At 70.3% G+C, this 14,054-nt stretch carries 12 protein-coding genes and 3 pseudogenes; 3 read left to right on the top strand and 12 right to left on the bottom strand.

Annotated features, from left to right (window positions below; genetic code table 11):
- Nucleotides 1-2: 2 nt before the first annotated feature.
- Complete coding sequence (locus ACHMXE_RS39060; RefSeq protein ID WP_395349006.1) at nt 3-1,013, bottom strand: zinc-binding alcohol dehydrogenase family protein; 1,011 nt, start codon at nt 1,011-1,013, stop codon at nt 3-5.
- A 91-nt stretch (nt 1,014-1,104) separates the two neighbouring features.
- Here ACHMXE_RS39060 and ACHMXE_RS39055 point away from each other — a divergent pair, with 91 nt between their 5' ends.
- Both ACHMXE_RS39055 and ACHMXE_RS39050 read left to right on the top strand, forming a co-directional pair.
- Complete coding sequence (locus tag ACHMXE_RS39055; RefSeq protein WP_395349005.1) at nt 1,105-2,013, top strand: LysR family transcriptional regulator; 909 nt, start codon at nt 1,105-1,107, stop codon at nt 2,011-2,013.
- 703 nt (nt 2,014-2,716) lie between these two features.
- Complete coding sequence (locus ACHMXE_RS39050; RefSeq protein ID WP_395346795.1) at nt 2,717-3,847, top strand: IS481 family transposase; 1,131 nt, start codon at nt 2,717-2,719, stop codon at nt 3,845-3,847.
- A gap of 167 nt (nt 3,848-4,014) precedes the next feature.
- Here ACHMXE_RS39050 and ACHMXE_RS39045 read toward each other — a convergent pair whose 3' ends face one another.
- Nucleotides 4,015-4,812 carry an SDR family oxidoreductase gene (locus tag ACHMXE_RS39045; protein ID WP_395349004.1) on the bottom strand — a complete coding sequence of 266 codons (798 nt, stop codon included), beginning with the start codon at nt 4,810-4,812 and terminating at the stop codon, nt 4,015-4,017.
- A 63-nt stretch (nt 4,813-4,875) separates the two neighbouring features.
- Between ACHMXE_RS39045 and ACHMXE_RS39040 the strand changes: the two are divergent.
- Nucleotides 4,876-5,703 (top strand): annotated as a pseudogene (locus ACHMXE_RS39040) (creatininase family protein).
- A gap of 16 nt (nt 5,704-5,719) precedes the next feature.
- On the opposite strand, the gene ACHMXE_RS39035 reads toward ACHMXE_RS39040, so the two are convergent.
- From ACHMXE_RS39035 to ACHMXE_RS38990, 10 genes and pseudogenes are all read right to left on the bottom strand, one after another.
- Nucleotides 5,720-6,685 (bottom strand): threonine dehydratase, encoded by a 966-nt coding sequence (locus ACHMXE_RS39035; protein WP_395349003.1) that lies wholly within the window; start codon nt 6,683-6,685, stop codon nt 5,720-5,722.
- 5 nt (nt 6,686-6,690) lie between these two features.
- Nucleotides 6,691-7,323, bottom strand: a complete 633-nt coding sequence (locus ACHMXE_RS39030; protein ID WP_395349002.1) for a LysE family translocator — start codon at nt 7,321-7,323, stop codon at nt 6,691-6,693.
- A 1-nt stretch (nt 7,324) separates the two neighbouring features.
- Nucleotides 7,325-8,018: pseudogene (locus ACHMXE_RS39025) on the bottom strand (VOC family protein).
- 14 nt (nt 8,019-8,032) lie between these two features.
- Complete coding sequence (locus tag ACHMXE_RS39020; RefSeq protein ID WP_395349001.1) at nt 8,033-8,977, bottom strand: PhzF family phenazine biosynthesis protein; 945 nt, start codon at nt 8,975-8,977, stop codon at nt 8,033-8,035.
- A 3-nt stretch (nt 8,978-8,980) separates the two neighbouring features.
- A complete protein-coding gene (locus ACHMXE_RS39015; RefSeq protein WP_395349000.1) occupies nt 8,981-9,622 on the bottom strand; it encodes a glutathione S-transferase family protein in 642 nt (213 codons plus the stop codon).
- Between the two features lie 40 nt (nt 9,623-9,662).
- Nucleotides 9,663-10,497 (bottom strand): annotated as a pseudogene (locus tag ACHMXE_RS39010) (PhzF family phenazine biosynthesis protein).
- A gap of 10 nt (nt 10,498-10,507) precedes the next feature.
- On the bottom strand, nt 10,508-11,146 hold the full coding sequence (locus ACHMXE_RS39005; protein ID WP_395348999.1) for a LysE family translocator: 639 nt from the start codon (nt 11,144-11,146) through the stop codon (nt 10,508-10,510).
- 25 nt (nt 11,147-11,171) lie between these two features.
- Nucleotides 11,172-12,374: a PLP-dependent aminotransferase family protein gene (locus ACHMXE_RS39000; protein WP_203204226.1), complete on the bottom strand. Its 1,203-nt coding sequence runs from the start codon at nt 12,372-12,374 to the stop codon at nt 11,172-11,174.
- A 76-nt stretch (nt 12,375-12,450) separates the two neighbouring features.
- Complete coding sequence (locus tag ACHMXE_RS38995; RefSeq protein ID WP_395348998.1) at nt 12,451-13,395, bottom strand: DMT family transporter; 945 nt, start codon at nt 13,393-13,395, stop codon at nt 12,451-12,453.
- Between the two features lie 7 nt (nt 13,396-13,402).
- On the bottom strand, nt 13,403-14,002 hold the full coding sequence (locus ACHMXE_RS38990; protein ID WP_395348997.1) for a LysE family translocator: 600 nt from the start codon (nt 14,000-14,002) through the stop codon (nt 13,403-13,405).
- Nucleotides 14,003-14,054 lie beyond the last annotated feature (52 nt).

Here is a 14,054-nt window from a genome sequence, read left to right as displayed (position 1 = left end):
GTTCAGAACCCGGCCAGCACCACCTTGCCCTGCGCCTTGCCGCTCTCGATCAGCGCATGGGCGCGGCGCAGGTTGGCGGCGTTGATGGTGCCGAAGCTCGCGTTCGCGGTGGTGCGCACGCGGCCGGCATCGACCAGCGCGGCCACCTCGGCCAGCAGCGCGCCCTGCTCGGCGATGTCGGGCGTCTCGAAGCGCGAGCGCGCGAACATCATTTCCCAGTGCAGCGACAGGCTCTTGGTCTTCAGCGGCATCGCGTCGAGCGTCTTCATGTCGTCGATCACCGCGAGCTGGCCCTGGGGCTTGAGGCTCTCGATGATCTGCGCGTAGTGCTGTTCGGTCTGCGTGAGGCTCGCGACCATGTCGACCTCGGCGATGCCCGCTGCCTTGAGCTCGGCCGCGAGCGGCTTCGAATGGTCGATGACGAGGTGCGCGCCCAGTTGCAGGCACCAGGCGCGGGTCTCGGCGCGCGAGGCGGTGGCGACCACGCGCAGCTGCGTGAGCTGGCGCGCGAGCTGGATCAGGATCGAGCCCACGCCGCCGGCGCCGCCGGTGATCAGCAGGGTCTGGCCCGCGCCGCCGCCCTTGGGCACGCGCAGGCGGTCGAACAGCAGCTCGTAGGCGGTGATGGTGGTCAGCGGCAGCGCGGCGGCCTGGGCATCGTCGAGCGTGCCCGGTGCGATCGCGGCGATGCGCTCGTCGACCGCGTGCAGTTCCGAGTTGGCGCCGGGGCGCACGATCGAGCCCGCGTAGTAGACGCGGTCGCCGACCTTGAAGCCCGTCACGCCCGCGCCGATGGCTTCGACCGTGCCGACCGCGTCCCAGCCCAGCACCTTGGCCTGGCCAGCCTCGGGCGCGGCGTTCCTGCGCACCTTGGTGTCGACCGGATTGACCGACACCGCCTTCACGCGCACCAGCAGGTCGCGCGCGCCGGGTTGGGGCGCGGGCAGCTCGATGTCCTGCAGCGCTTCGGGGTTGTCGATGGGGAGGGGCTGGTAGTAGCCGACGGCTTTCATGGCGGTTCCTTTGTGGAGGATCTGGAGATGGATCGAATGTAGGGAGACAATCTCAATTTGATAAGACCGGCTTCGCGAGCAACACTTTCAAATGAAGATTGAAAATACCTCGGACCTGCAGGTGCTGGTGCAGACCGCGCGCGCAGGCACGCTGACGGCCGCGGCCCATGCGTTGGGCATCACGCCCGCGGCCGCCAGCGCGACGCTCAAGCGGCTCGAGACGCAGCTCGGCGCGCGGCTGTTCGAGCGCTCCACGCGCGCCATGCGCCTGACACCGCAGGGCCAGACGCTGCTCGACTACGCGGTGCGCGCCTTCGAGCTGCTGGCCGAGGGCGAATCGCTGGTCACGGCCGACCGCGGCGAGCTGGTCGGCACGCTGCGCGTGGCCGCGCCCTCGGACCTCACGCGCAGCACCCTCTTGCCCTGGTTCGACGAGTTCCTCGCGCTGCACACGGGCGTGCAGCTGTCGCTGTCGGTGGGCGACCGGCCGCTGGACGTGATGCGCGACGAGGTCGACGTGGCGCTGCGCTACGGCGCGCTGGCCGATTCGCGGCTGGTGGCGCGGCCGTTCGCGATGACCAACCCCTTGTTGACCGCCTCGCCGGACTACCTGCGGCGGCATCCGGCGCCGAGGGTGCCGCAGGACCTGGTGCATCACAACTGCCTGATCTTCAATCGCGGGGGGCGGCTGCACCGGGTCTGGCGCTTTGCGCAGAACGGGCAGTGGACGCAGGTGCGGGTCGATGGGAATCGCAGCGTGGACGATGCTTCGCTGGCGCGGGAGTGGGCGGTGGCGGGGCATGGGGTGACCTTGAAGTCGGCGCTCGATGTGCGCGGTGACATCGAAGCCGGGCGGCTGGTGCACCTGATGACGGATTGGGAGACGGAGCCTTATCCGTTGCATGCGTTGTTGCCTAGTGGGCGGTTTGTGCCGGCTCGGGTTCGGGCTTTGGTTGATTTTTTGGCTTTGAAATTCGAGAGGTTGGGGGGTGGGGGTTGATGTGTTTGTTTTACTGAGGCTGTTGGCCGGGTCTCGCCCCGGCGGGCGAGTCACTTTCTTTTGCTTCGCCAAAAGAAAGTAACCAAAGAAAAGGCGACCCACTGTCTGCGTCCCTCCGCTTCGCTGCGGGCAACCTGCGGTGCTCGCGTTTCGCGGGGTCTCGCAGAACTCGCTTCGCTCAAACAGCTGCGAGCCCTGATCCGCGAAACGCTGCGCTCCTCGGCGCAGCCAGAGGGGGTGGGTCGGGCCATCGCTGCGCTCGGCCTCTTGTCCCCTCTCCCTCTGGGAGAGGGTTAGGTGAGGGCACCGGGGCCTTACCGATGTTGCGACGGTATCCACCGCCCAGTGCCCTCACCCCAGCCCTCTCCCAGAGGGAGAGGGAGCAATACCGCCGAGCGCAGCGAAGGCCCGTTGGGTATGCCAGGCCGAGCGAAGCAAAGGCCCGAACGCCCCCTCTGGCTGTGCCGAGGAGCGCAGGGGAAAGCGGGATAAGGGCCGCAGCTGTCTGAGCGAAGCGAGTTCTGCGGACCCCGCTTCCCCGAGCACCGCAGGTTGCCCGTAGCGAAGCGAAGGGACACAGACAGTGGGGTCGCCTTCTTTTGCTTACTTTTCTTGGCGAGATGTATGGACCGGGCACATGGTGGACAGGTGTGCGAGGACATGGTGGACACCATTGGGTATATCGCCCGATCGGAAGACGACCATGCCCTGGAGCACCCGAGACACCATGAGCCTGAGAGAAGAGTTCGTTGCCCTGGCACGCCAGGAAGGTGCCAACCGGCGCGAGCTGTGTCGGCGCTTCGGCATCAGCCCGCAGACCGGCTACAAATGGCTCGCACGCAGCGCCACGTTGGGTGCCGCCGGCCTGGGCGATGCCAGTCGACGCCCGCACCACAGTCCTGGCGAGACCTCGCCCGAGCTTCAACAATCCATCGTCTCGCTGCGCCAGCAGCACCCCGCCTGGGGCGCACGCAAGCTCGCACGGCGACTGAGTGACCTCGGACAGGGTTGCGTGGCTCCGAGCACCGTCAACTCCATCCTCAAGCGCCACGGCCTCATCAGCGCCCAGGCCAGCAGTGCGGCCACCGCTTGGCAGCGCTTCGAGCACGAGGCGCCCAACAGCCTTTGGCAGATCGACTTCAAGGGCTACGTGTCCACCGCAGCAGGGCGCTGCCACCCGCTGACGCTGCTGGACGACCATTCCCGCTACAACCTGGCCCTGCGCGCCTGTGCCCGTCAGCAAACGGCCAGCGTGAAGGAGCAACTGCAGGATGTCTTCTCCCGCTACGGCTTGCCGGTGCGAATCAATGCGGACAACGGCGCGCCCTGGGGCAGTCCGCGCGAGCCGGGCCAACTCAGCGAACTCGCGCTGTGGCTCATCCGCCTGGGCGTGCGGGTGAGCTTCAGCAGCCCCTATCACCCGCAGACCAATGGCAAGGACGAGCGCTTCCATCGCAGCCTGAAGGCGGAGTTGCTGGCCGGGCGCAGCTTCCAGGATCTGGCGCAGGCGCAGCAGCAGTTCGATCGCTGGAGGCATGTCTACAACCATGAGCGCCCGCACCAGGCGCTGGGCATGAACACCCCGGCGAGCCGGTATCGCGCTAGCGAGAGGGCCTATCCGAGAACGCTGCCGCCGCTCGAGTACGGCCCGAACGACACGGTGGTGAAGGTCGGCTGGCTGGGGGAGGTGCGCTTCAAGAGCAAGCGCTTCAAGGTGTCTGCAGCACTCAAGGACCACGAGATCGCGCTGCGCGAGCAGCCCGGCAGACAGGGCTGCTATGACGTCTACTTCGTGCACCACAAGCTGCGCGAGATCGACCTGCGCGAGGCCTGAACCACCATGCAGAATGTGTCCACCATGTCCTCGCACATGTGTCACCCATGTCTCCGGTCCATACAGCGAGACAAGAAAAGTAAGTCGCCCGCCGGGGCGAGACCCGGTCAACAGCCTCAAGAAGAAGAGCAGAGCCAAGAAAAACCTCAGCCCAAATAAAACGCCACTCAAATCATCGGCGTAACCGCCCCATCCATCGCCACAATCGCCCCCGTCACATAACTAGCCTTCCCCGAAGCCAGAAACAGCACCGTATTCGCCACTTCTTCCGGCGTAGCAATCCGCCCCAGCGGCAGCCGCGCAGTAGCCCGCTTCAGCGCCTCGTCGGTATCGATACCCTGCAACTTCGCATCCGCCTTCATCCCTTCAGCCAGCCGCGCAGTCAGCGTAAGTCCAGGATTCACCGCATTCACGCGCACCCCCTTGGCGGCATAAGCCGCAGCCATCCCCGCACTGACCAGCATCAGCGCCGCATTGGCGGCACCACCGGCCATGTGCACAGGGCTCGCGACCTTGCCGCCCTGCCCGATGACATTGACGATGGCCCCCCTGCCGCGCTGCCCCATGCGCTTGACCACGGGGTCGATCATGTGGATGTAGCTGAAGTACTTCGCGTCCATCGCGTCGTGCCAGGCGGCGGGCGTGAGGTCGTCGGGCGGGGTGCGGCGCGCGGCGCCGGCCGAGTTGACGAGCACGTCGACGGGGCCGAAGGCCTGTTCGGCGGCGTTGAGGGCGGCGAGGGCCGCCGCCGGGTCCTTGAGGTCGGCGGCGTGCAGCGAGACGCGGCCCTCGGCCTGCGCGTGGGCCGCGAGCAGCTCCTGGCGGCCCTGCTCCAGGTTGGCCGGATCGCGCGACACCAGGCTCACGCGCGCGCCCTCGCGCAGGAAGCCGAGCGCGCAGGCCAGGCCGATGCCCTTGCTGCCGCCGGTGATGAGTACGTGGCGGTCCTGGAGTTCGAGGTCCATGAAGGTGTCCTTGGGTTGGTTGGCGAAGTCGCGTGGATTGAATCACCGCTCTAAGATCGCCGGATGAACGCTCCCACGGTATCCCTGCCCCGCTTCTGGTCACAGCTGTCCACGCGCGACTTCGCCGCGCTCGATGTGGCAGCCACGGTGGCGGTGCTGCCGCTGGGCGCCACCGAGCAGCACGGGCCGCACCTGCCGCTCGGGGTCGACACGGTGCTGGCCGACGGCATCGTCGCGGCGGCGCTGCCGCTGCTGCCGGCCGAGCTGCCGGTGCTGTTCCTGCCGACCCAGCAGATCGGCCTGAGCCCGAGCACGCGCGCTTCGCGGGCACGCTCACGCTGTCGGCCGAGACGCTGATCCGCATGTGGAGCGAGATCGGTGCCGGGGTGGCGCGCGCCGGGGTGAAGAAGCTGGTGCTGTTCAACGCGCATGGCGGCCACGTGGGCGCGATGGACATCGTGGCGCGCGAGCTGCGCGCCGCGCACGGGCTGATCGTCTATTCCGCGAGCTGGTTCAACCTGCCGCTGGGCGAGGCGGGCGCCCGGTTCAGCGCGCACGAGCACCGCTTCGGCGTGCATGCGGGCGAGATCGAGACCTCGATGATGCTGGCGCTCGCGCCGCAGCTGGTGCGCATGGACGCGGCACCGGGATTTCCGCTCCAGCTCGGAGCAGCGCGCGGCCGACTACGCGATCCTCGGCAACGGCAGGAGCGCGAAGCTGGGCTGGGCGATCGAGGACTACAACGCGCAGGGCGCGGCGGGCAATGCGGCGGCGGCCACGGCGCCGGCGGGCCAGGCGGTCGTCGATGCCGCGGCGGCGCAGCTCGCGCTGCTGCTGGCCGAGGTATCGCGCCTGCCCTTGAGCACCGCGAACACCGGTCCGCTGCCCTGAAGCGAGCGGCGGCCGCTCAGGCCTTCGCCAGCACCTCGGCGAACATGCCCGAGTCGACGTTGCCGCCCGTCAGGCTGATGCCCACCGTCTTGCCGCGCCAGCGCTCCCGCTGCTGAAGCGCCCCGGCGAGCGCGGCGGCGCCCGCGCCCTCGGCCACGTTGTGGGTGTCGCTGAAGAGGATGCGCATCGCCTCGCCGACCTCCTCGTCGCTGACCGCGATCACGTCGTCGGCCTCGCGCAGCAGCACCTCGAGCGACTCGGGCACGGGCACGCGGCAGGCCATGCCGTCGGCCAGGCGCGTGCTGACCGGCGACTCGACCGGATGGCGCGCGCGGAACGAATCGAGGTAGGCCGTGGCATGGGCCGACACCACGCCGACGATCTTGGTGGCGACGCCGCAGTGCGCGCGCGCCGCGGCCGCGCCCGCGAAGCCCGAGCCCAGGCCGATGGGCACGAACAGCACGTCGGGCGGCGCGTGCTTCAACGCCGCGAAGAACTCGACGTACGCGGTCGACACGCCGCGCACCAGCTCGCGATGGAACGAGGGCACGCGGTGCAATCCGTCGCGCTCGGCCAGCACGGCCGCATGCTCCGACGCGGCCTGGAAGTCCTCGCCGTGCTCGACCAGCTCGACGCCGAGCGCGCGCATGGCGGCGTTCTTCTCGACCGAGTTGCCATGCGGCACCACGATGGTCGCGGCCAGGCCGTGGCGGCGCGCCGCGAAGCCCAGCGACTGGCCGTGGTTGCCGCGCGTGGCGCTGATCACGTGGCGCGCCTCGGGCCGTTCGCGCGCCAGCGTCTCGAAGTAGGTCAGGCCGCCGCGGATCTTGAAGGCGCCGACCGGCGTGTGGTTCTCGTGCTTGGCCCAGAGCTTCGCGCCCAGGCGCCGCTCGAGCAGCGGCCAAGCGTACTGCGGCGTGGGCGGCATCGCTGCGTGCACGGTGGCGAGCGCGGCTTCCATTTCTTCGCGGGTGAATCGCATGGGGGTCACCTTCTTTCGGTCAGCGCCACGCGCACCGCCAGCGCGGCCAGCACGCTGCCCATCACGTAGCGCTGCGCGCGCAGCCAGCCTTCGCTCTTCGACAGCACGGCCGTGATGCTCGCGGCGCCGACGATCATCGTGGTGTTGACCACGGCGCTGCTGGCCATCTGCGCGGCGCCGAGCTGCAGGCTCTGCAGCAGCACCGAGCCGCGCTCGGGATGGATGAACTGCGGAAAGAACGAGAGGTAGAACATCGCCACCTTCGGGTTCAGCAGGTTGGTGAGGAAGCCCATGCGGAACAGCTTGCCCGGCGGGTCGGCCGGCAGCGCGCGGGCCTCGAAGGGCGCGGCGCCACCGGGGCGCACCGCCTGCCACGCGAGCCACAGCAGGTAGGCCGCGCCCGCGAAGCGGATCGCGTCGAAGGCCAGCGGCACCGCGAGCAGCAGCGCCGTGAGCCCGAGCGCGGCGGCGCACAGGTGCACCAGGAAGGCCATCAGCACGCCGCCCAGCGAGATCAGCCCGGCACGGCGGCCCTGGATCAGGGTGCGCGACACGCAATAGATCATGTTCGGCCCGGGTGTGAGCGCGAGCAGCAGCGAGGCGAGGGCGAACCAGGCGATCTCGGTCAGGGTCAGCATGTCAGAGTCCTCGGGATTCCAGGGTGACGGGGCCGCGCGGCGTGTCGAACACGGCCACGAGGTTCGGTGGGCCGGCATCGACCTGCAGTGCGCGCAGGCCGATGGCCGAGAGCGCGGCCGACAGCGCCGGCGCGCGCGGATGCGTGGCATGCAGCGAGCGCAGTGCGAGGCCCGAGGCCGGCATGGCGTCGACCGGATGCACCGGGCCCCGACTGGATCAGCGTGGGCAGCGCGCCGTAGAACAGCCGCTGGCCGTCGTCGCGCACCGCGATCTGCCATTCGAGCCGGCCGGCCGCGGTGTCGCGCGAGGCTTCGAGCAACTGGCCGCGGTCGATGTGCGCATGCTCCTCGCGCGCCAGGGCCTGGATGGCGGCGCGCGCATCGGGCACGCGCGCCACGAAGTGGATCAGCCGCGGGCCGTGCTGCGCGAGCCCGGCCTGCAGTTCGGCATCGTCGAGGTCGAACCAGCGGCGCGTGTTCGGGCGCGACGGCGCCTGGCCCGGTTCGATCGCGATGATCTCGGCGTAGGCGCGCGGATAGGCCTCGCTCGCGACGTTCAGCAGCCGGTTGTGCGTGCCCATCAGCGGATGCGCGCCGCCGGGCGCGGGCACCACGCCCAGCGTGGCCTCGCACCAGGCCACGCCCTCGGCCAGCGAGGCGGCGGCGATCACGAGGTGGTCGACTTCGGCATGCATCGCGGTGTCTCCGTTCAGAGCGCGACGCGGCCGTCGACGCAGGTCACGGCATCGCCGCCGACCCAGATCCGGCCCTCGGCGTCGCGCTCGATATGGACGCGACCCGCGCGGCCCAGGCACTGGCCCTGCGCGGCCAGGTAGCGCGCGGGCATGTGGCCGTCGGCGATCAGCCATTCGGCCAGGCCCGCGTTGAGGCTGCCGGTGACCGGGTCTTCCTGCACGCCGATCGGCTCGGCGAAGGCGCGCACCTCGAGGTCGATCTTCGCGCCGTCGTCCAGCGGCACGGCGGGGCGGTTGCCGAAGGCGCGCGCCTCGCGGTTCGAGCGGCCGATCAGGAGCGAGGTGTCGTGCACCGAGGGCACGCCGGCCACGCCGGCCTTCACGCCCAGTTCCTTGAGTGCGCGATGGTCGGGCGTGAGCGCGAGCACTGCGTCGGCATCCTCGAGCAGCAGGCCGAACCAGACCGGGCCGTTGTCGAGCACCTGCGCGGCGATCACCTGCTGCGCCTTCAGGCCCAGCGCGCCGGCCACCTTGGCCAGCAGCGCGGGACTGGGCGCGCTGCGCTTGAGCGGCGGCGCCGCGAAGGCCAGCCGCGTGCCCTCGCGCCGCAGCGGCACCAGGCCGGCGCCGCACTGCTGCACCACCTGGCCGGGGGCCTTGGGCTTGCCGCCGGCCTGCAGCCAGGCATGGCAGCTGCCGATGGTGGGATGGCCCGCGAACGGCAGCTCGCCGCCGGGCGTGAAGATGCGCACCCGGTAGTCGGCCGCGGGGTCGGTGGGCGGCAGCAGGAAGGTGGTTTCGGACAGGTTGGTCCACTGCGCGAAGCGCAGCATGGCCGCATCGTCGAGCTCGCTGCCATCGATCACCACGGCCAGCGGGTTGCCGAAGTAGGGATGGGCGGTGAAGACGTCGACTTGCTTGAAAAGCCTGTCCTGAGCTTGTCGAAGGGGGGTTTTCATTTCTTACTCGAGAGGGAGATCGAGCACGCCGCGCGCGCCCGGACGGATGAGCAGGTCGTTGAACCAGCGCTCGACATTCGGCCAGCCGGGCCGGCGGTATTCGGCGGCCGGCAGGTTGAACCAGCGGTGCGCCTCGCAGCCGATCGGGATGTCGGCCATGGTGAAGCGCTCGCCGGCGATGTAGGGATGGCGCGCGAGATGGGCGTCGAGCAGGCCGAACAGCGCCTCGCTCTCGCGCACCGAGGCGTCGATCAGCGCCGGCTGGCGTTCCGCCGGCGGCGTGCGCACCCATTGCACGAAGGCATCGCGGCTCGCGCGGTTGAGCGTGGTCTGCTGCCAGTCCATCCAGCGCTCGGCGTCGAAGCGCGCGGGCAGGTCGGCCGGGTAGAAGGCGCCGTGCGAGTACTTGGCGCAGAGGTAGCGCACGATCACGTTCGATTCCCAGAGCACCACGCGCTCCGCGCCCTCGCCGTCGTCGATGGTGGGCACCATGGCGTTGGGATTCAGTGCCAGGTATTCCTCGGTCTGCACCACGCCGAAGCGGCCGCCGGCCTCGGTGCGCTGGAAGTCCAGCCCGAGTTCCTGTGCGCACCACACCACCTTGCGCACGTTGATCGAGCTGATGCGGCCCCAGATGTTGAGCATGTCGTCGTCTTTCCTTGAAGCTTGTGTGTTCGTGTTCGGGTCAGTCCCGCATGATGCGCGCGGTGCCCGAAACGCGGATCGAGCTGCCGGGCGCGGCCGGGATGTCGGCATGCAGGCGCGACAGCATGCCCATGTCCTCGCCCTGCACCACGTCGATCGCGCCGCCGTGCGGCCAGCCGATATCGCGCAGGTAGCCGGCCAGCGCGGCGGTGGCGGCGCCGGTCGCGGGGTCTTCGTAGACGCCGCCCGAGGCGAAGGGGTTGCGTGTGTGGAAGCGCTGTGCGCTCTCGGCATGCAGCAGCACGATGGTCGTGAGATCGAAGCGGGCCATCAGCGCGCGGCCGGCCTCGAGCTCGTAGTGCATCGCCGCCAGCGCCGCGCGGCTCTCGAGCGCCAGCACCAGGTGATCGGCGCCCGCATGGGCCACGGCCGGCGGGATGCGCGCGATCGAGCGCGGCCGCGTCGAGGCCGAACAGATCCAGCGCGGCCGACAGCAGGGCCGGCACGGCGGCGGCGCTGCGCGTGGGCGGCGACTGCAGCGCGGCCTCGACGGTGGCGCCGTTGCGGCGGCCCTCGACCGTGATCCGCGCCTGGTTCAGCGTGAGCGGAAACACGCCGTCGCCGTGCTGCAGCGCGAGCGCCGCGCCGAGCGCGATCGTCGCGTGGCCGCAGAACGGCACTTCGGACTGCGGCGCGAAGTAGCGCACGCGCCAGCCGTCGCCGGTGCGCGCGGCGAAGGCGGTCTCGGAGAAGCCCACGTCGGCGGCGATGCGCTGCATCTGCGCCTCGGGCGGCAGGGCCTCGGCGATGACGACGCCGGCTGGGTTGCCGCCTTGCTCGCCATCGGAGAAGGCCGCGATCTTCAGGACATTCATGGGGACCTCTTCAGCGCGGCACGGGCCGGTCGAGGAACAGCAGGCGCACCGCGAGCGCCAGCATCACGGTGGCGAGCAGGCCGCGCTGGAATTTCTCGGCGCCGGGGCGGCGTTGCAGCCAGCGGCCGACCTGTCCGCTGCAGGCGCCCAGCAGGGTGTTGAAGCCCAGCGCCGCCAGCGACAGCACGATGCCGAGCTGCACGAGTTGCAGCGGCACGCTGCCGCGCGCGGGATCGACGAACTGGGGCAGGAACACCATGAAGAACAGCAGCGCCTTCGGATTGACCAGGTTGTTCAGCAGGGCCATGCGCACGATGCGGCCGAAGCTGGCAGGCCGCGCCTGCACGCCCGGGCGCAGGCCGCCGCCGCTGCGCAGCGCCTGCACGGCGAGCCACAGCAGGTACAGCGCGCCGGCATAGCGCAGCAGGTCGAAGGACGGCGGCCAGGCGGCCACCAGCGCGGTCACGCCGGTGGCGGCGAACAGCGTGTGCACCAGGTCGGCGGCCGAGATCCCGAGCGCCGCCGCGAAGCCGCCGCGCGGGCCATGGGCCACGCCGTGCGAGAGCACGAAAGCCATGTTCGGGCCCGGCGACAGGAACAGCGCCAGCACCGCGAGCAGGAACAGCGAGAGGGTCGCGAGGCCGATCAAGGCTGGCTCCGTTGGCTGCGCGCGCTCAGATCTGCGCGGCCGCGAGCTGCTTGTCGCCGGCCAGCGCGAGCTCCTCGCGCACGGTCTGCGCCAGCGCGGCGATCGCGGTGTCGATCTCCTCGACGCTCGCGGTCACGAACGACAGCCGCAGCGTGCGCGCGTCGCCTTCGCCGGCATAGAAGGGCGCGCCGGGCACGAAGGCCACGTTGCGCTCGACCGCCTTGGGCAGCAGGGTCACGGTGTCGATGCCCTCGGGCAGGCGCGCCCACAGGAACATGCCGCCCTTGGGCGCGTTGAACTTCACGTCCAGGCCGGCCATCTCGCGCGTGAGCGCGGCGCTCATCGCATCGCGCTGGCGCTTGTAGAGCGCGCGGATGGTGGGCACGTGGCGCTCGAGGAAGTTGTCCTTCATCACGGCCGACACCATGCGCTGCGTGAAGATCGGCGTGTGCAGGTCGACCGCCTGCTTAGCCTGCAGCAGCTTCGGGTAGATGGACTTGGGCGCCACCAGGAAGCCCAGGCGCAGGCCCGGCGCCAGCACCTTCGAGAACGAGCCCAGGTAGATCACGCCCTCGGGGTTGCGCGCGGCCAGCGGCAGCGGCGGGGCTTCGTCGAACCAGAGCTCGCCGTAGGGGTTGTCCTCGACGATCGGCAGGCCGGCCTCGGCGGCGGCGGCCGACACGGCGGCGCGGCGCTCCTCGGTCATGGTGCGGCCGGTGGGATTCTGGAAGTTGGGCAGCAGGTAGATGAAGCGCGCGTCCTTGGCCTTGGCGACCAGGTCCTCGACGATCACACCGTCGTCGTCGCTGGCCACGCCCACGGGATTGGGCTCCATCGGGCCGAAGGCCTGCAGCGCGCCGAGGTAGGTCGGCGTCTCGACCAGCACCTTGCTGCCCGGGTCGATCAGCACCTTGGCGACCAGGTCGAGGCCCTGCTGCGAGCCGGTGGTGATCAGCACCTGCGAGGGATCGACGTTCCACGGCAGCATGTCGGCCACGGCCTGGCGCAGCGGCGCGAAGCCCTCGCTGGCGGCGTACTGCAGCGCGGCCTGGCCGTCGTTGTGCAGCACCTCGGCGCAGGCGTCGGCGAAGGCCTGGATCGGGAAGGTCTTGGGCGAGGGCAGGCCGCCGGCCAGGCTGATGATGCCGGGGCGCTCGGTGACCTTGAGGATTTCACGCAGCACCGACGGGTTCATCTTGGCGGCGCGGGCGGCGAGTTTCCAGTTCATGGGAGTCTTCTTTCTGACGGTGAGGGGCGATGCGAACGAACGGGGTGCGGATGCGAGGGTAAGACGGCGGGCGCGATCAGTCCACGGCGCCGACCGGCGCGCGCAGGACCGGGGCGGCGGGCGCCGCCGGCTGCGACAGCCGCTTGCCGACCACCACCGTGGCCACCACCGCGGCCGCGAAGCCCAGCGTGACCACGTCGAGCGGCTCGCCCAGGAGCGGGATCGACACCAGGATCGAGAGGAAGGGCTGCAGCAGCTGCGTCTGGCTCACGCGCAGCGCGCCGCCGAGGGCCAGGCCGCGGTACCAGGCGAAGAAGCCGATCCACATCGAGAACATGCCGACGTAGACGAAGCCCAGCCAGGAGGCGGTGGCGATCGGCTGCGTGGGCCACAGCGCGAGCGTGGCCGGCAGGGTGAGCGGCAGCGCCATCACGCAGACCCAGCAGATCACGCGCTCGGCGCCGAGCGCGGGCGTGACCTGCGCGCCGTAGATGTAGCCGAAGGAGGCGGCGATCACGGCGCCGACCAACAGCAGGTCGGCCCATTCGAAACCGAAGCCGTGGCCGTTCTGGCTCGCGCGCACCAGCGAGAACACCACCACCAGCAGGCTGCCCGCGACGGCGCAGAGCCAGAAGCCGAGCCGCGCGCGCTGGTGCAGCACCCAGGCCGCGACCGCGGCCGTGACCAGCGGCAGCAGCGCCGTCACCACCGCCGCATGGCTGGCCGTGACCACGCGCAGCGCATAGGCCAGCAGCAGCGGAAAGCCGATGCAGTTGCCGAGCACCGCGATGCCCAGCGGCCGCCACTGGTGGGGCGCGGGCCGCGGCGAGCGCGTGACCAGCAGGAACACGGCCGACAGCAGGCCCGCGAGCGCGGCCCGGCCGAGCGTGACGAACCACGGCGAGAGCTGCGGCTGCGCCTGCGTGCCGGTGGCCAGGCGCGTCATCGGCAGCGTGACCGCGAACAGCGCCACGCCGATCACGCCGAGCCACATGCCGAGGGTTTCGTCCTTGATCTTCATGGCGGACCTAGACGCGCAGCATCCACCAGGCGGTGAGCACCAGCACGGCGGCCATCGCACGGTTGAACCAGGCGAGGCGCTGGCCCTTCGACAGCCAGTCACGCAGCAGCGCGCCGGCCAGCGCATAGGTGAAGTTGCTCGCGAAGGCGTAGATCAGCATCACCGGCGCGACGATGGCGAAGCGGTGCAGCGGCTCGGCCTGGCCCGCGATCCAGCCGGCCACCAGCGTGAGCGCCAGCAGCCAGGCCTTGATGTTGAGGAACTGCAGTGCCACGCCCTGCACGAAGCCGACCGACAGATTGGCATCGTCGGCGCGGCCCAGCGTGGTGCTGGTGGCGAGCTTGAACGCGAGGTACAGCAGGTAGGCGATGCCCAGCGCCTTGATCGCCCAGCGCAGCGCGGGCGCTGCCATCACCAGCGCGCCGAGGCCGGCCGCGCACAGCGCGAGCAGCAGGGTCCAGCCCACGGGCACCGCGACCACGAAGCGCATCGCGCGCGGCAGGCCGCCGTTGGCCGCGAGGGTGGTCGACAGCGTGGTATTGGGGCCGGGCGAGAAGCTCATCGCCGTGGCCAGCACCAGCAGCGCGGTGAATTCTTGCCAGTTCATGACACACACTCTAAACTTTGGACCATTACAGTTCCAGTACAGATGGCCGTAC

It is taken from the genome of Variovorax sp. UC122_21 (assembly GCF_044056785.1).
GTDB lineage: Bacteria > Pseudomonadota > Gammaproteobacteria > Burkholderiales > Burkholderiaceae_C > Variovorax.
This window is presented reverse-complemented; position numbering and strand designations above follow the sequence as displayed.